This window comes from Nocardiopsis alkaliphila YIM 80379, assembly GCF_000341005.1.
GTDB classification, from domain to species: Bacteria; Actinomycetota; Actinomycetes; order Streptosporangiales; family Streptosporangiaceae; genus Nocardiopsis; species Nocardiopsis alkaliphila.
Window position 1 is genome coordinate 1 of the sequence record NZ_ANBD01000009.1, and the last position, 16,165, is coordinate 16,165.

General features: G+C 67.8%; 16 protein-coding genes. 7 read left to right on the forward strand and 9 right to left on the reverse strand.

Translation table 11 applies throughout. The annotated features are described in order from the left end of the window. A partial coding sequence (locus D472_RS0101050) for a TrmH family RNA methyltransferase (protein WP_017602645.1) occupies nt 1-454 on the reverse strand: 454 nt, incomplete at its 3' end. A 123-nt stretch (nt 455-577) separates the two neighbouring features. Continuing rightward, a complete protein-coding gene (locus D472_RS0101055; RefSeq protein WP_017602646.1) occupies nt 578-1,237 on the reverse strand; it encodes a class I SAM-dependent methyltransferase in 660 nt (219 codons plus the stop codon). A 140-nt stretch (nt 1,238-1,377) separates the two neighbouring features. On the opposite strand from D472_RS0101055, the gene D472_RS27280 reads away from it, so the two are divergent. Beyond that, nucleotides 1,378-1,869 carry a dsRBD fold-containing protein gene (locus D472_RS27280; RefSeq protein ID WP_083903342.1) on the forward strand — a complete coding sequence of 164 codons (492 nt, stop codon included), beginning with the start codon at nt 1,378-1,380 and terminating at the stop codon, nt 1,867-1,869. Between the two features lie 212 nt (nt 1,870-2,081). After that, nucleotides 2,082-3,344 carry an APC family permease gene (locus D472_RS0101065; protein ID WP_026117260.1) on the forward strand — a complete coding sequence of 421 codons (1,263 nt, stop codon included), beginning with the start codon at nt 2,082-2,084 and terminating at the stop codon, nt 3,342-3,344. A 51-nt stretch (nt 3,345-3,395) separates the two neighbouring features. On the opposite strand, the gene D472_RS0101070 is transcribed toward D472_RS0101065, so the two are convergent. The 5 genes from D472_RS0101070 to D472_RS0101090 form a co-directional block, all read right to left on the reverse strand. Further along, nucleotides 3,396-4,172 (reverse strand): NUDIX hydrolase, encoded by a 777-nt coding sequence (locus tag D472_RS0101070; protein ID WP_017602649.1) that lies wholly within the window; start codon nt 4,170-4,172, stop codon nt 3,396-3,398. A 2-nt stretch (nt 4,173-4,174) separates the two neighbouring features. After that, on the reverse strand, nt 4,175-4,900 hold the full coding sequence (locus D472_RS0101075; RefSeq protein ID WP_017602650.1) for an HAD family hydrolase: 726 nt from the start codon (nt 4,898-4,900) through the stop codon (nt 4,175-4,177). Between the two features lie 127 nt (nt 4,901-5,027). Further along, nucleotides 5,028-5,975: a VWA domain-containing protein gene (locus D472_RS0101080; protein WP_026117261.1), complete on the reverse strand. Its 948-nt coding sequence runs from the start codon at nt 5,973-5,975 to the stop codon at nt 5,028-5,030. Between the two features lie 70 nt (nt 5,976-6,045). Continuing rightward, on the reverse strand, nt 6,046-7,014 hold the full coding sequence (locus D472_RS0101085; protein WP_017602652.1) for a DUF58 domain-containing protein: 969 nt from the start codon (nt 7,012-7,014) through the stop codon (nt 6,046-6,048). Between the two features lie 9 nt (nt 7,015-7,023). Continuing rightward, the gene (locus D472_RS0101090) at nt 7,024-8,082 is read right to left on the reverse strand and encodes an AAA family ATPase (protein WP_017602653.1); all 1,059 of its coding nucleotides are present in this window, start codon (nt 8,080-8,082) and stop codon (nt 7,024-7,026) included. A 153-nt stretch (nt 8,083-8,235) separates the two neighbouring features. Here D472_RS0101090 and D472_RS0101095 point away from each other — a divergent pair, with 153 nt between their 5' ends. The 5 genes from D472_RS0101095 (at nt 8,236) to D472_RS0101115 (ending at nt 14,156) form a co-directional block, all read left to right on the forward strand. Beyond that, a complete protein-coding gene (locus D472_RS0101095) occupies nt 8,236-8,928 on the forward strand; it encodes a hypothetical protein (RefSeq protein WP_026117262.1) in 693 nt (230 codons plus the stop codon). A gap of 498 nt (nt 8,929-9,426) precedes the next feature. Next, a complete protein-coding gene (locus D472_RS0101100; protein WP_017602654.1) occupies nt 9,427-10,194 on the forward strand; it encodes a HipA family kinase in 768 nt (255 codons plus the stop codon). Beyond that, nucleotides 10,191-10,619 (forward strand): DUF3037 domain-containing protein, encoded by a 429-nt coding sequence (locus tag D472_RS0101105; RefSeq protein ID WP_017602655.1) that lies wholly within the window; start codon nt 10,191-10,193, stop codon nt 10,617-10,619. The genes D472_RS0101100 and D472_RS0101105 overlap by 4 nt, the downstream gene beginning before the upstream one ends. A 146-nt stretch (nt 10,620-10,765) precedes the next feature. Then, nucleotides 10,766-12,013, forward strand: coding sequence for a multidrug effflux MFS transporter (locus D472_RS0101110; protein WP_026117263.1), 1,248 nt, complete (start codon nt 10,766-10,768; stop codon nt 12,011-12,013). Nucleotides 12,014-12,155: 142 nt separating this feature from the next. Next, nucleotides 12,156-14,156 carry an AMP-binding protein gene (locus tag D472_RS0101115; RefSeq protein WP_026117264.1) on the forward strand — a complete coding sequence of 667 codons (2,001 nt, stop codon included), beginning with the start codon at nt 12,156-12,158 and terminating at the stop codon, nt 14,154-14,156. A 60-nt stretch (nt 14,157-14,216) separates the two neighbouring features. On the opposite strand, the gene D472_RS0101120 is transcribed toward D472_RS0101115, so the two are convergent. Next, nucleotides 14,217-14,867, reverse strand: coding sequence for a response regulator (locus tag D472_RS0101120; RefSeq protein WP_017602658.1), 651 nt, complete (start codon nt 14,865-14,867; stop codon nt 14,217-14,219). Further along, on the reverse strand, nt 14,816-16,087 hold the full coding sequence (locus tag D472_RS0101125; protein ID WP_017602659.1) for a sensor histidine kinase: 1,272 nt from the start codon (nt 16,085-16,087) through the stop codon (nt 14,816-14,818). The genes D472_RS0101120 and D472_RS0101125 overlap by 52 nt, the downstream gene beginning before the upstream one ends. Nucleotides 16,088-16,165 lie beyond the last annotated feature (78 nt).

Here is a 16,165-nt window from a genome sequence, read left to right on the forward strand (position 1 = left end):
CCCGGCCGATCTGCGGAATGTAGGTGATCGCGTCGGCACCGTTCAACAGCGCCGGTGAGCATCCGTGGTCCTCGGCGCCCACGGCCAGACACACGTCGTGTTCCAGGGGGGCGGCGTGCAGGGGAACGGCGCCCTTGGCCAGTTCCACGGCCACGACCTTGTATCCGTCGGCGCGGATCGCCTCCAAGGCCTGGGCGGTGGTGGCGAAGCGTTCGTGGGGGACCTTGGCCGCGGTACCCAGGGCGGTCTTGCCGACCTTGGGGTCGTCCGGGTCCGCGCTGTTACCGGTGATCCAGAGCCGGTCGACACCGAAGGTGGCGCAGGTACGCAAGATGGAGCCCAGGTTGTAGGGCTGGGTGACCGATTCGACCATCAGGGACAGTCGTGTCTGGGTGAGCCTGCGCCACTGGCGGTTCAGGCGTTTGACGTCGGTTGGACGCAACTGCGTGCTCAACTGCGGTGTGTTCCTCGCGGGTGTGGGCCGGGCGGTCCGGCTCTGGTCGATCAAGAGTACCGGTCCGAGCGCCGAGGCGCACGTGGGACCCGGGACAAGTGGCGCAAAGAGGGTGCTCGGGGTTCAAGACGCCGATGCGGGGTGCACGGTCAGCACACGAAAACCGGCACGGGAGGTGAGGCGCTCGCTGGGATGCCCCTGGTTCTGGAGCCATTTCTGTAGGGAGTCCGAACCCAGATGACGTTGAACGACCAGGTGGGCGACCCCCTGTGGGGAGAGCCGCCCCAGCCAGGTGAGCAGCAAGGTGTGCAAGACGCTCTTGCCCACCCGGATGGGCGGGTTGGACCAGATCACGTCGAAGGGGCCCGACAGGTCGGTGGCGGTGGGCCGAGTGGTGGTGCCCTGTACCTGCTCCAAGGCCAGGCCCCCTTCGGGGGTGACCACGGCGAAGCGGGCCCGGTCCAGACCGTGCTCGGCGGCGTTGCGGCGGGCCAGGGCCACGGCGCGTGCGTTGACGTCCACACCCAGTACGTGGGAGGTGGGAGAGCGGTGGGCCATGGTCAGGGCGATGGGGCCGTACCCACAGCCCACGTCGAGAAGGCGACCGTGCTCGGGTGGGGCGGGGACGCTCTCCAACAGGACGCGGGTGCCGAGGTCGACCTTGTCGGGAGAGAAGACCCCGCGGTCGGTGTGCAGGCGCAGGTGGAGGTCGGGCAGGACCAGGTCGGCCGTGGAGGGCCGGCTGGCGGAGCCTGGGGCGGAGTCGAAGTAGTGCTGGGCCACGCCGTGACGCTACCAGCAGGCCAGGGCTGATCGGGTCGGCAAAAACCTTTCCCATGGGGGGAAACGAAAGGACCAACCACCATGGGATACGGGCGATTCGCACGTGATGATGGGAAGAGGCGAGGTTTGTGGGGGAGCGTATGCGAGCACGGATAGGGGACCGATTGGTCGTCGAGAGCGCGAACGCCGACACCCACCGCCGTACGGGGGTGGTCACCGAGGTCCAGGGGCCGCGGGGCGAACCGCCCTACCGGGTCTGTTGGCTCGGTCCGGAAGGGGGCCGCCGGGCGTTGGTCTACCCGGGACCCGACGCGCACATCGAACACACGGCGCATGCGAGGGGAGTCGATGGCATGCAGACGATGAAACGATGGAACGTCGACGTGGTCGTGGCCGAGGAGAGCGAGGGAGACTCCAGCCGGACCTGGGCCGAGGTGGGTCTGGTGGCCGAGGACGGTACCGCCCTGCGAGGTCATGGCATGGCGCGTAAGCACCCGGCGGACCTGGAATCGCCCGAGATCGGGGAGGAGTTGGCGGTCTCGCGTGCCCTGTCGGACCTGTCCCGGCAGTTGCGTCAGGTGGCGGCCGATGACATCAACGACAACACCGGTTCGCCGTGGCGGCCCACGTGAGGTGACCGAGACGAAGCGGTGCCTGCGGGCCGGTCGATAGGGATGTGAACAGGCCCTCGGTGTGAGCCGGGGGCCTGTTCGTGTGTCCGGGATGGTGGGATCGAGGGGAAAGCCGAGGCCACAAGTGGTCACCGTGGAGGCGGGGACCGGGCCCGTGGGACGGTCGGATCAGGCACACTCGAAAAGTCGGATCATCGACCAAGGAGATCTTGTTGGCCACCTCTTCGGGACCGCAGGCCGAACCGACCAGGGTGCTCGGCACCGTCGACGCGGCCGCCATCGGTGCCGCGGCGATGCTGGGAGCCGGGGTGTTCTCGGTTTTCGCACCGGCGGCGTTGGGCGCCGGTGCCTGGCTTCCGGTCGCCATCGTCATCGCCGGCGCGGTCGCCTACTGTAATGCGATCTCGTCGGCCCGTTTGGCCGCCCGCCACCCCGAGGACGGGGGGACCTATGTGTACGGGCGTGAAAGACTCGGTGAACTCTGGGGCTACCTGGCCGGTTGGGCGTTCGTGGTGGGCAAGGTCGCCTCGTGTGCGGCCATGGCGCTGACGCTGGCCACCTATGTGCTGCCAGGCTGGGAACGGCCCGTGGCGGTGGCCACGGTGGTGGCGTTGGCCGCCGTGAACTATCGGGGACTCAAACGTTCCACACTGGTGATCAAGGTCCTGCTGGTGATGGTGCTGGCGGTGCTGGCCGCGGTGTTCGTGGCGATGGTGCTCAGTGGGCGCCTGGCCGCAGTGGTCGAGGTCGACGGTATGGGGCCCTGGCCTGGATCCTTCGGGGTGTTGGGTGCGGCCGGAATGATCTTCTTCGCCTTCGCCGGTTACGCCAGGATCGCGACGTTGGGCGGGCGGGTGCGTGAGCCGCGCACGACCATCCCGCGTGCTATCGGCCTGGCGTTGGGCGGGGTGTTGGTGCTGTACCTGGCGATCGGCACCGGATTGTTGATCGTGTTGGGCCGGGAGCGGCTGACCACCTCGGAGGCGCCCCTGGTGGACGCGGTTCGGGTGGCCGGCTTCCCGACGCTGGTGCCGTTCGTGGTGGCCGGGGCGGTGCTGGCGTGCGCGGGCGCGTTGATGTCGTTGTTGTTGGGGGTCTCGCGCACGGTGGCGGCGATGGCCCTGGACGGGCATCTGCCGCGATACCTGGGGCGGGCCCACCGGCGTTTCGGTGTGCCGCATCGGGCCGAGGTGGTGGTCGCCGCGGCGGTGATCGCCCTGGTCTTGGTGGGTGATCTGAGCGGGGTCATCGCCTTTTCGGCGTTCGGTGTGCTGGTCTACTACGCCATCGCCAACGCTTCGGCCCTGAGGCTGGGGCCCGATGAGGATCGTCCGCCGCTGCTCGCCCCGGTGGGCGGCCTGGTGGGCTGTGTGGTGTTGGCGACCAGCCTGCCCTTGGCGGTGGTGGTCCTCGGCGTGGTGGTGCTGGGGGCCGGTGCGGGTCTGTGGTGGTTGCGCCACAGGGTCTTGGGCTGAAGCCGGTCCCGGAGGGCGTCCGGGACCGGCCACGAACGGCTCCCCTCCTTCTCAGTGATCCGGGTGAGAGGTGAGGAACTCCAGGCCCCGCTGCGCCGTCGTGGATAGACGCAGCCGGGGAAGTTCCTCGGGGGTGAACCAGCCGCAGTCGACGGTGGAACCGTTCTCTTCGGTCACGTGGGGTCGGGTGGGTGCTCCCACGTGTACGTGGGAGAAGACCCAGACCGCGTAGATGTCGGTGCCGCCGGTCGATGGGAGGCGACGGTGACTGGCCACGGTGATGAGCGCGCCGACCACACCCCTTTGGCCGGTCTCCTCCAAGACCTCGCGGCGCAGGGCGGCCCGTACGTCCTCACCGGTGTCCACGCCGCCGCCGGGCAGGTGCCAGGTGCCGGCGGCGGGGAAGCCTTCGGCGATCTTGCTGAGCAGGATGCGTCCGGCGGGGTCGGTGACCAGGCCGTAGGAGGCGAAACGGCGCAGCCTGGGCGGTTCCTGGGGGGCGGGCTCGGGTTCGGCGTCGGCCAGGTGGCGCGCAAGGGGTGTGAGCCCTTCGGCGGGCAGCACGCTGGGCCAGGCCGAGGACAGGTGGGGCTCGGCGAAGATGATGCGATCCACGTGCAGGGCCCGACTGTGGGACAGGCTCACGGTCTCGGTGAGTACGTCCAAGGCCACCAAGGGCGCGTCCGAGGCCAGGTTTCCCAGGGTACGGGCGAGTCGGGCCGGGTCCTGACCGAAGAGCACGCGTGCGCCGCGCAGGTGTGGTCCCCGAGGGCCTGAGGTGATCAGGTGCACGGTGACCCTTCGGGCCACCCGGTCGTCGGTGCTCATTGTCAGAGTGTGCCCGAAGGGGTGGGGACACCGAGCATACGCGGCAGGCTGCCCAGGTCGGTGATGGTGGTGATGCCTTCGAAGGGGGCGCGGCCGGAACGGTCGATGATCACCGGGTGCATGCGTGCGGCTATGGCGCCTACCCCGTCGGCCTGGACCTGGTCGCCCACGTGCCAGCAGTCGGTGGGGTCCACGCCCAGACGTTGGGCGGTGTGGTGGAAGATACGCGGGTCGGGCTTGCCGGCTCCGGCACTGTCGGCGCAGACCACGGTGTGGAAGTAGCCGGTCAGTTCCATGGCCTGGAGCTTGGCGTGCTGGAGGGCTTCGATGCCGTTGGTGAGCACGGCCAGGCGGTATCCGGCCTGGCGCAGAGCGGCCAGGGTGGAGTGGGTGTCGGGGTAGACCTGCCAGGCGGAGCGGTGGGTGTCCAGGTAGAGGCGATAGAGCTCGTCGCAGTGCTGGTCGGCGACGTTGTTGTGTCCGGCCTGGACGGCCAGGGCGCGAATGCGTTCTCGGCGCTGTTCCTCCAGGGACAGGTGGCCGCGCAGGTAGGCGCCGAAGGAGATCTCGGTCTGGGTGTCCCACAGGGCGCGGGCGGCGCCGAAGTCGGGATGCCCGAGCCGTTCCATGACCGTGCGCAGGCCGGCGGAGGAGGCGGCGACGTCATCGATGAGGGTGTCGTCCAGATCGAAACAGAGCGCGGTCGGGGGTGCGGGTGTGTTCGGCATCGTTCCTCGTTGTGCGTGAGCATGGCAAACATGCCAACGCTAACCGGTCCCATTAGGAGATTTGGTGTAAATACCACCTAAAGGCGTGTGGTCAACATCACCGTGGCGACGGCGTGAGCCTCGTTGATCAGGGAAGTCGCTGGAACCACAGCAGGGAGGTCAGTGCGGTGGCCAGGCAGAGAACGAGGGCGACCAGGACGAAACGCGTGACGATCTCCTCATGTACGAACTCGGTGCCCAGGGAGGAACCGATGTCTTCGTAGACCTCGTCCAGTTCGGTTTCGCTCTCGGCCTCGTAGAAGTGGCCGTCGGTGTCCTGGGCCAGGTCGCGCAGCGCCTCCTTGTCGATGTCGGCGGGCACCTGGTAGCCATCGATCTCGATCATCGCGGCCCCGCTGCCGAAGGCGATGGTGGAGACCGGGACCTCCTCCTCGGCGGCCACGGCCGAGGCCTGGGTGATGTCGCGTCCGCTGGTGTTCTCCCCGTCCGAAAGCAGGACGATGGCCGCCGGTGGCGGATCCTCGTCCGCGTCCTCGTCGAAGCCTCGAATGGCCTCCAGGGAGGCGAACACCCCCTCCCCGATGGCGGTGCCGGGCCCCAGCCGCAGACCGTCGATGGAACCGAGCACCGAGGCGTGGTCCTGGGTGGGCGGGCTCACCACGGTGGCGGTGGAGGAGAAGGACACCAGTCCCACGTTGAAGCGGTCGGGCAGGGTGTCCACGAACCCGCGCGCGGACTCCTTGGCGGCGTGCAATCGATCGGGTTCGATGTCGGTGGCGGCCATCGACAACGACACGTCCACCGCCACGATGATGGTCGCCCGTTCGCGGGGGGACTCCACCGGCATCGCGGGAATGGCCATGGCGGTGATCAGCACCGCCATGGCCAGTGAGAACAGGGTCGCGGGAACGTGCCGGCGCACGTCGGGGCGGTGCGGGGCGACCTGATCGAGTAGCGCCAGGTTGGTGAAGCGCACCGTGTAGTCGCGTCGTTGACGTTGGGCGAAGACGTAGGCGCCCACCAGTACCACGATGAGCAGCAGCCACCACAGCCGCTGGGGCTCCAGGAAGGTCATGATGGCCTCACGTCCCCCGTGCTCGTCCCGGGCGTGGGCCCTTCCCACGCCGTGTTCGTCGCGGCCCGCGTCATCGGGGTGCTCCCGGGGTGTGCCGGGCCATGTGGTGCGCGGTGCGGCGTTGTTCGATGACGAATCGTGCGATATCCAGTACCCAGTCCCGGTCGGTGCGCAACATCAGGTGCTGGACCCCGCAGCGGCGCAGTGCGGCCTGGATGGTCGCGCGTTGGTCGGCGGCGGCCCTACGGTAACGCTCGCGTACCGTGCGGTTCAGACGCACGGTACGCACGCGCCCGGTGGAGGGGTCGCGCAGGGCCACGTCGCCCACCTCGGGCACGTCCAGCTCGCGGGGGTCGACCACTTCGACCACCAGGACCTGGTGGCGTGCGGAGAGTTGGCGCAGGGGACGCTCCCAGTCGACGGTGCCACCGAAGGCGGGGGTGTCCAGGAAATCAGAGATGACCACGCGCAGGCCACGTCGGCGTCGGGTACGCACCAGGTCGGTGATGGCCTCGGCCAAGCCGGCCCGGTCCCTTTCGAGATGGGTCCGGTCGCCGGTGGGCGCCACGGCGATGGTGGCCAGCAGGGCCAACAGCGCCTCCTTGCCGGAGCGGGCCGGCCAACGGCGCACCTGACCCTGGTGCAGGAAGTGGGCACCGAAACGGTCCCCCACCCTTTGGGTGAGCAGGTTGGCGGCCACCAGCGCGCCCACGGCCACTTCGCGTTTGGTGTAGGCGCCGGTGCCGAAGTCCATCCCAGGGGACAGATCCAGCAGGGTCCAGCTCTCCAGCTCCCGGTCGGCGACCAGGTCTCGCACGTGGGGGGTGTCGGTGCGGGCGGTGACCGCCCAGTCCATATGCCGCACGTCGTCCTCGCCGGGCTGGTACAGGCGGGCCTCGGCGGCCTCCGACCCCGGCCCGAGGCGCAATCCGAGGTGTTCGCCGTGCAGGAGCCCTTCTAGGCGGTGCACGATGCGCAAATCCAACCGGCGCAGGGCGGCCCGGAGTCTGGGGTCCGTTCCGATGGCGGGTGCGTTCATGGGCCCGCCCTAGCGGTGCGAGGCGAAGGAGGCGGATTCGCCCGTAGGCGGTTCGTCCCAGATGACACGGGGGGCGGGGACGGCCGACAGGATGCGGTCGACGACCTGGCCGGGGGTGATGCCGTCGGCCAGGGCGTCGAAGGTCAGGACCAGGCGGTGGGCGATGACGTCGTGGGCGAGCACGCGTACGTCGTCGGGCAGGACGTAGTCGCGTCCGCGCAGCAGGGCCAGAGCACGGGCGGAGGCCACCAGGCCCAGGGTGGCGCGAGGGCTGGCACCCACCTCCAAGGCCTGACGCAGGTCGGGCATCTGGTGGTTCTCGGGCTCGCGGGTGGCCATGACCAGACGCACGATGTAGTCGGCGATGAGCTGGTGGACGTGCACGCGTTCGGCGTCGGCCTGGAGTTCGCTCAGGGTGACCGGGTCCAGGACCTGGTGGGCGGTGGGGGGACGAGCGCTCATGCGCCGCAGGATCTCCATCTCCTCGTGGGCCTTGGGGTGGCCGACGTCGACCTTCATCAGGAAGCGGTCGCGTTGGGCCTCGGGGAGGGGGTAGACGCCCTCGGACTCCACGGGATTTTGAGTGGCGATGACGATGAAGGGGTCGGGCAGGGGGTAGGTGGTGCCACCAATGGAGACCTGGCGTTCGGCCATGACCTCCAAGAGGGCGGATTGGACCTTGGCGGGGGCCCGATTGATCTCGTCGGCCAGGATGAAGTTGGTGAAGACGGGACCCAGTTCGACGTCGAAGCTCTCGGTGGAGGGGCGGTAGATGCGGGTGCCGATGATGTCGGAGGGCACCAGGTCCGGAGTGAACTGCAAACGGGCGAAACCGCCGCCGGTGACCTTGGCCAGGGTGGACACGGCCAGGGTCTTGGCGATGCCGGGTACGCCTTCGATGAGGCAGTGCCCGCGGGCCACCAGGGCGATCAAGGAACGCTCCACCATGCGTTCTTGGCCGACGATGACGGTGGAGACCTCGTGCAACGCCGCGCGCAGCAGACGGGTGGGCTCCCCCGGAGCGTTCCCTGGGCTGGAGGAGCCGTTCCCGGGTGAGGTTTGTGCCATGTCCCGCCTTCCCAGTCATCGGACGTCGACCGCGTGGGCACCGATAGGAGTAGGTTTTGATCGACTGTTGGCGACACTACCTGTTCCGGGGCTCGATTTCGGGTGTGCGGCACGGGCGGTGGGCCCAAGCGCCCGTGGTGTGGGGGGAGACCGATGTCGGTACCGACGATGGGGTTGCACGAGACCGATCCACGCCAGTTGGGCGGGTACCGGTTGCTCGGACGGTTGCGCGAGTCGCGGTTGGGTGTGGTCTATCTGGGGCGGGACGGCGCCGGAAACCAGGTGAGCGTGGCGATGCTCAACGACGCCGGGGGGATCGACGAGGCCACCCGGAGACGATTCGCCCACGAGGTGGAGGGCGACTCGGAAGTGGTCGCCGCGCGCACCACTGGTCGTTCGGCGTTGTGGGTGGCCTGCCCCTACGAGGAGGCCGGTGGGGGACCGGACGCGGGAATTTTCTTGGAGCGCGCCGGTCGGGGTGGGCCGGTGGTGGCCGACGGCCCGGTGGTGATGCCGCATTGGGCGGGGGAGCGGGGCGCGTCGGCGGTGCGCTGGAACGCGCGGCCGGGTGGCGCTGACAGCAAGGTGGCGCGTGGGGAGGCCAACTGGTGGTTGATCGGTGCTCTGGGTGCCTTGTTGGTGCTGCTATTGGCGCTGATCTTCGCGTTGTACCTGTGGTTGTTGCAGTTCCCACCCCCGCAACCTCCGGAGATGGGTGGGCAGCCAGAACAGTCGGAGGAGAACGAACCGGGGGAGGGCCAGGAGGACACGCCCACGGTGCCGGGGCCTGGCCCGGGGCCGGAGGGGGACGAGGAGTGGGGAGAGGCCCCGGAGGACAACTTGTGAGCCCCTCCCTTCAGGGGAGTGAGGCCCTGGGCTGCCGTGTGTCCGGGGTGGGGGGACGGCAGGAGTCGAGGGCGGGTGGCCTTGGTGGGGCCTGGAAGATCTTTCGGGGACGGGTGTGGTTTCGCCGGCTCGATCCCCGCTCGCTCTTTTTAAATCTACGTCGTAAAGGCAGCGTGGTTTTTCTATGAAAACAACTTTTGAAAAAAATATCGTGCGGCTACGCCGCACCTTTCCAAAGATTCGATCAAAGGGATTCTCGGGTGTGTCCTCCTCGAACTGACCTGTGGCTGGAACGCGTTCAGGGACCTATAGGAGAGAGTTCAAGGGGAGGTGCGGGCGAGGTCGAGGGCCCGTGAAGGTGATGGGGGCACGAACGACTGAGCGTGTTGGTCGAGGGGTGCCCCCAGCATGGACACGGCGTACCTCTTCGATCCGTCGGCGAATCCGCTACCGGAGCGCACGGTGACCTTCGGGCGACGGAGGGGGCCGGCCGTGTCTATGCTGGCCGGCGTGCTGAAGAAAGTGGTCGCGACGCGGTACGTACTGCCGCTGCGCGAAGGAGGTTCGCTCCCTGGTCTGGTCGAGGCCGATGACCTGGGGATGTACGTGGTCAAGTTCATCGGAGCCGGACAGGGACGCAAGACCCTGGTGGCCGAGGTCCTCACCGGTGAACTGGGACGGGCCCTGGGGTTGCCGATCCCGGAACTGGCCCTGGTGGAGGTCGACGCGGTCATCGGCCGTGCCGAACCCGATCAAGAGGTGCAGGAGTTGCTGCGGGCCAGCGACGGGCTGAACCTCGGGATGGACTTCCTGCCGGGTTCGTTGGGCTTCGATCCGCTGACCTTCCAGGTCGATCCGGAGTTGGCCGGACGCGTGCTGTGGTTCGATGCCCTGACCGGCAATGTGGATCGTTCCTGGCGCAATCCCAACATGTTGCTGTGGCATGGTCGGCCCTATCTGATCGACCACGGGGCCACGTTGATCTTTCACCATTCCTGGGCCAACGCCGAGCGGTTCGTCTCACGCTCCTACGACGCCTCCGACCACGTGCTCTGGGGTGCGCGTCCTGATCTGGCCGCGGCCGACGCGGCCCTGGCTCCCTTGGTGGACGAGGAACTGTTGCGTGCGGTCACGAAGATGGTCCCCGACCCGTGGCTATGGGACGAGCCCGGATTCGATTCGGCCGGGCAGGTACGTCAGGCCTATGTGCGTCATCTGCTGGCCCGTGTGGCCGACCGTTCCTGGCTTCCGGAGGTGAGTTCATGAGCGAGCGCTACCGGGTGGCGACCACCGGACGGGTGGGGATCGAGCGTGATCGTGCCGTGTTCGAGTACGCCCTGTTGCGGGTGGTGCCGTGTCTGGAGCGAGGCGAGTGCGTCAACGTCGGCGTGATCGTCTACAGCCAAGAGCGCGCCTTCTTGGCCACGCGTTGGGAGTTGGACGTGGACCGGCTGCGGGCGTTGGACGCGGGGGTGGACCTGGAGGGGGTTCGGCGGGCTTTGGAGGCGGTGGAGATGATGTGCCGGGGTGGAAGCGAGGCCGGGGCTGCTTCCGGTGAGCGCCCGGGGCAGCGGTTCCGATGGTTGACGGCGCCGCGCAGCACCATCGTGCAGGCCGGGCCGGTGCATGGGGGGCTGACCGAGGACCCTGAGGTCGAGGTGGAGAGGTTGTTGGACCGCTTGGTGCGCTGAGCGGGGGCGAGGTAAGGGACATCACAGGCTCGAGGGTGGGCGGCGGGCACCAACTCTGTCCCATCGGTGTTGATATGGAGTGGTAAGCGTCCCTTGGGCGCGCTCCCAGCCACTCCCCCCATCCTCGTCTTTGAACTGGAGTACCCGTGCAGTCCTCGAACTCTCCCTCTGCCCCGGTGGTGGACCGATCACCGGTTCGGTCGCGTCGTTCGATCGCTTTGTTGGTGTTGGTCCTGGGTGTGCTGACGGCGACCGGTCCGTTGGCCACCGACATGTACCTGCCGGCTTTTCCACAGATCACCCGGGAGTTGGGAGCCAGTGAGGCGCAGGTCGGGTTGACCCTGACGGCGATCATGTTGGGGTTGGCCTTGGGGCAGTTGGTGATCGGTCCGATGAGTGACGCTTGGGGGCGTCGGGGGCCGTTGCTGGTGGGGGTGGCCCTGTTCACCGTCACGTCGGTGCTGTGTGTGTTCGTGCCGAACGTGACGGTGTTCATCGCGTTGCGGTTCTTGCAGGGTGTGGCGGGCGCGGCGGGTGCGGTGGTCGCGCGTGCGGTGGTGCGGGACATGTTTCAGGGCGATGACGCGGTGCGGTTCTTTTCGCGTTTGGCGTTGGTGATGATGCTGGCGCCGTTGCTGGCGCCTTTGGTGGGTGCGCAGTTGTTGTTGGTGGGTCCTTGGCAGCTGAGTTTTTGGGTGTTGGCGGCGATGTCGGCGCTGAGTTTCGTGCTGGTGTTGTTCTGGCTGCCGGAGTCGTTGCCCATGGAGGAGCGGCGTGCTCAGGGGCCGCGGGCGTTGCTGGTCACGGTGGGTGCTTTGGTGCGGGATCGCGGGTTCGTGGCGCCGGTGCTGTCGTTGGGGTTGAGCTTTGGCATGTTGTTCACGTACGTGTCGGCGTTCTCGTTCGTGTCGCAGAACGAGTTCGGGGCTTCTCCGCAAACGTATGGGTGGTTGTTCGCGGTCAACGCGTTGGCGTCGATGGCGGGGACGCAGGGCAACGGTTTGTTGGTGGGGCGTGTGGACACGCGGCGCCGATTGTTGATGGGTTTGTTGTTGGCGTTGGTGTCGGTGCTGATGTTGTTGGTGTTGGCGTTGGTGGGGGTGGCGCAGTTGTGGATGGTGTCGTCGTTGTTGGCGTTGATGACGTTCAGTATCGGGTTCATCATGCCGAATGCGACGGTGTCGGCGTTGGATGGTCAGCCGGTTTCGGTGGCCGGGACGGCGTCGGCGTTGATGGGTTCGTTGCAGTTCGCTCTGGGTGGGGCGATCGCTTCGTTGGCGGGGTTGACGCCTTCGGGTGAGGCTTCGTTGGTGAGTATGTCGGTGGTGATGGCGTCGGTGGCGGTGTTGTCGTTGGGTGCTTTCGTTTGGGGGGTGTGGGTTCGGAGGGGGTGAGTTGGGTGGTTTGAGGGCTTTGGTCGGGAACGCTGAGGTTGCCGTTTGGTGGAGGAATGGGCACAGTAGGGCCCAATTCCCCGATTGAGGTGGGTCGAAATGACGCGGCCCACCTTCCGATGTGGCAGAGGATGAGTGGGTTATGGGCGAGACCCCCGGTTCGTTGGCTCGATCGCAGTCCGGGTTGAGTGATCAGGTCTATGACATGGCGACCTCTGATGCGCACGCGCAGGTGTTCTCGGTTTTGCGGGGTGGTGGTTGGGAGCGGTTGAGCGCTGGGGAGTTCGCGACCGAGGTGACGGCTTTGGCCAAGGGGTTGGTGGCGGCCGGTGTGGGTGAGGGCGACCGTGTGCTGGTGGTGATGCCTTCGGGGTATGACTGGGTGCGGTTGGCCTATGCGGTGTGGTCGGTGCGGGGTGTGTTGGTGCCGTTGCCGGAGGTGGCTTCGGGTGAGCGGGTGGCGCATGCGGTGCGTCAGACGCGACCTGCGGCGGCTGTGGTGGCTGGGGAGCGGCTTCAGCGTGTCGTGGTGGGCTTGCAGCGTGAGACACCGGATCTAGGGCGGGTGTGGCGTTTTGAGGAGGGCTTGCCGGATGTGGTGAGGCTGGGGGCGTACATGGACGCTTCCGCGGTGCGTTTTCGGCGGGATGAGGTGGCGCCGGAGGATCCGGCGGTGGTGTTGTATCCGTTGAGTACGGTGTCGCGTTCGATGCGGGGTGTGGTGCTCTCGCACGGGGGGTTGTTGGCGGCGGCGGCCGATGTGGTGGATCTGATGTGGCCGCGGTTGTCGGAGTTGGGGGCGGGTAAGGCGAGCGCGGTGTTGGATCTGCCGTTGTCGCAGTTGCCGGGGTTGGCGTCGTTGGTGGCGTGTGTGGTGGGTCGGGTCCGGGTGGGTGTGGTGGGTCCGGGTCGGTTGCGCGGGGAGTTGCCGCGGTTCAAGCCGACGGTGTTGGTGTGTACGCCGGCGTTGTTCGAGGGTGTGCATGGGGCGGAGCGGGCCACGGCGCATTCCACGGACTGGGATTCGGTGGGGACGTTCAACGCGGCGATGGACGCGGCGGTGCAGTTCGACCAGTCCAAGAAGAAGGGTGCTAAGGGTGCTTGGGCGAGGTTGTCGCGGTCGATGTACGACTGGTCGTTTTCCAAGGTGCGGGATGCGTTGGGTGGCCGGGTGCATCTGGCGGTGTGTTGGGGTGGTGGGTTGTCCGAGCGGTTGGACAGTTACTTCTCGGGTGTGGGTGTGCCGGTGATGCAGGTGTACGGCTTGGCCGAGACGGCCGGGGTGTTCTGCGCCAACGCGGTGGGGGCTCGGGTGCCGGGGACGGTGGGTCGGGTGTTGCCCGGGCGGCAGGTGTGGGTTTCTCGTGAGGGTGAGTTGTACCTGCGTGGTGGTGCGGTGTTCTTGGGGTATTGGGCTGATCCGGAGGGGACGCAGGCGGCTTTTCGTGAGGGGTGGTTGGCCACGGGGGTGGTGGGCGAGGTGGATGATGAGGGGTTCGTGCGGGTGCGGGGTCGGTCGCGTGCGCAGGCTTGTCGGTCCGCGGTGGCGGGACGGTTCGTGCCCAGGGTGGTGGAGTCCGAGCGGGCGGCGCCGGCCAAGGAGGTGGGTGTTCGGGAGCGGAGTGCGCCTGAGGGGGAGGATGGCCGGGCCGGGTCCGTGGAGCCTGATCGGGTCGAGCCCGAGGTGGGTGTGGTGGGGTCGGGGACGGGTCCTATGCGGGTGGTGGATGACGAGGGGGCGCGGGATGCGGAGTTGGTGGCCGAGTTCGAGGCTCGGTTGCGTGCGCATCCGTTGATCAGTCAGGTGTTGGTGATCGTTGAGGGGCGTCCGTTCGCGAGTGCTCTGGTGACGTTGGTGCGTGATCAGTTGGAGTATTGGCGGTTGGTGAACGGGCGGCCGTTGTCGATGGCGCCGGAGGAGATCGCGGGGGATCGGGATCTGCTGCGGGAGGTGCAGGGGTTGGTGTATGAGGCCAATCGGAGTGTGCCGCGGCATTTGGCGGTGCGGTCGTTCCATGTGTTGGCCGAGGAGTTCACGGTGCAGTCGGGGTTGGTGCATCCGTCGGGTGAGTTGCGGAGGGACGCGGTGTTGAGGGCGTTTTCTGAGGAGATCGACGGGTTGTATCGGGGGCGTCGCGACTGAGGTGGGGTGTGTGCGGGTGGCCGCGGTCCTTGGGGGCCGCGGCCTTTTGTGTGGGTGGGGTCATTGTCGGCCGTTGAGGTAGGCCAGGACGGCCAGGACGCGGCGGCTGTCGTCGGAGGAGGGTGGGAGGTCGAGTTTGGTGAAGATGTTGTTGATGTGCTTGCTGATGGCTTTTTCGGTGATGTAGAGGCGTCCGGCGATGGCGGAGTTGGAGCGTCCTTCGGCCATTTCGGAGAGGACTTCGCGTTCGCGGGGGGTGAGTTGGGCCAGGGGGCCGCTTTGGTCTTGTCTGGCCAGGAGTTGGGAGATGACGGCGGGGTCCATGGCGGTGCCGCCGGCGGCGACGCGGCGGATGGCTTCGAGGAATTGTTGGATGTCGAAGACGCGGTCCTTGAGGAGGTAGCCGACGCCTCCGGTGTCGTCGGAGAGGAGTTCGCGGGCGTAGAGCTGTTCGACGTGTTGGGAGAGCACGAGGATGGGCAGGCCGGGGATGTGGGCGCGGGCGGCGATGGCGGCTTGGAGGCCTTCGTCGGTGAAGGTGGGGGGTAGGCGCACGTCGACGACGGCGACGTCGGGTTTGTGTTCGGTCAGGGCGGTGTGGAGGTCGGGGCCGTTGTCGACTGCGGCCACGACGGTGAAGTCGTGGGCTTGGAGGAGTCTTATGAGGCCGTCTCGGAGGAGGGCGAGGTCTTCGGCGATGACAACGCGCATGGGATCTCCAGGGTGACGATGGTGGGGCCGCCGGGTGGGCTGGTGATGTTCATCGTGCCATCGAAGGCGTCGAGGCGGCGCGCGATGCCACCGAGTCCGCTTTCGGGGGTGGGTCGGGCGCCGCCGTGTCCGTTGTCGGTGACGGTGATGATCAGGCGTTGTCGTCCGTGGTTGATGTGGATCCAGGCGTGGGTGGCGTCGGAGTGTTTGGCGGTGTTGGTGAGGAGTTCGGCGATGGCGAAGTAGGCGGCGGATTCGACGGGGTCGGCGGGGCGGCCGGGGAGGTGGGTGGTGACGGTGATGGGGAGGTGGTGGGTGAGGGCGAGGGCTTGGACGGCGCCTTGGAGGCCGCGTTCGACGAGGACGGGTGGGTGGATGCCGCGGACGAGGTCGCGGAGTTCGGTGAGGGCTTGGCGGGTGGTTTCGCGGGCTTCGGTGAGCATGTCGCGGGCGGCTTGGGGGTTGGTTTCGACGAGGTTTTCGGTCATGCCCAGGTGCATGCCCAGGGCGACGAGGCGGGCTTGGGCGCCGTCGTGGAGGTCGCGTTCGATGCGTCGGATTTCGGCGCTTTGGGTGTCGATGGTGTCGGCGCGGCTGGTGGCGAGGTGGGCGACGCGTGCGGTGAGTCGGGCTTTTTCGGAGGGGGCGAGGATGAGGTGGGACAGGCGTGTGCAGGCGTGGGTGGTGTGGGGGGCGAGTGCGAGGGCCAGGAGGGTGAGCAGGAGGGCGGGGATGAGGGGGAGGAGGGCGTGGAGTTGGGTGGTGGGGGTGTGGATGCCGTAGAGGGTGGGGGTGTGGCGCCACAGGATGAGGGCGTGGAGGGCTTGGTAGGTGGCGTGGGTGAGGAGGATGGCGGGGGTGAGGGCCAGGAGGGTGAGTAGGGGGGATGCGGTGAGCCAGAGGAGGTCGCGCCAGGTGGCGGGGTCGGTGAGGATGACGCGGACGCGGGGGATGATGCCGGTGGGTGGGAGGGGGCGGTAGGCGGCGGGGACGGGGGTGTGGAGGAGGTGGGCCAGGGTGGTGCGTTGGGCGTTGGCGATGAGGCGCAGGGTGAGGGCGGTGAGGATGACGAAGGGGAGGCCGACCCAGAAGAGGGTGAGGATGGCGGAGGCGAGGACGAGGGGGAGTAGGAGGAGGGCGGCGGTGTTGTTGGAGATGAGGAGGAAGAGGTAGGCCAGGGTGGTGCGGAGGGGGCCTCGGGGTTGGTGGGTGGTGGCCATGGTGGGTCTCTTCCTGGGTGGGTGGTGGGGTGTGGTTTCCATTGTGCGTGGTCGGGGTGGGTGGTGTTGGGTTTGTGG